Source organism: Bariatricus sp. SGI.019 (assembly GCF_050315235.1).
GTDB lineage: Bacteria > Bacillota > Clostridia > Lachnospirales > Lachnospiraceae > JAFBIX01.
In genome coordinates, this window is sequence record NZ_JBNPOQ010000064.1 from 1 (window position 1) to 227 (window position 227).

General features: G+C 41.9%; 1 pseudogene. It reads left to right on the top strand.

Annotation, left to right across the window (positions count from 1 at the left end):
- Nucleotides 1-227, top strand: a pseudogene (locus ACQRD1_RS14615) (Rpn family recombination-promoting nuclease/putative transposase); the annotation flags it as partial.

A 227-nucleotide genomic window follows, 5' to 3' on the forward strand; every position in this document is an offset into this window, starting at 1 on the left:
GGAAGTACCAGGAGAACTTGTAAGTTTCCTGAACTTTGTGAAAGCTGACCTGAGCGAAAGTGAAACAGATTTTGAGGATGATTTTGTAGAAAAGCTTCAGAATACGATACGCAGAATCAAATCCAATCGTGAAATGGAGGAGCGTTTTATGATCTTTGAAGAGATGTTGAGGGATGAACGCGCAGAGGGAAAGGCAGAAGGAATAGCAGAAGGAAAAGCAGAAGGAA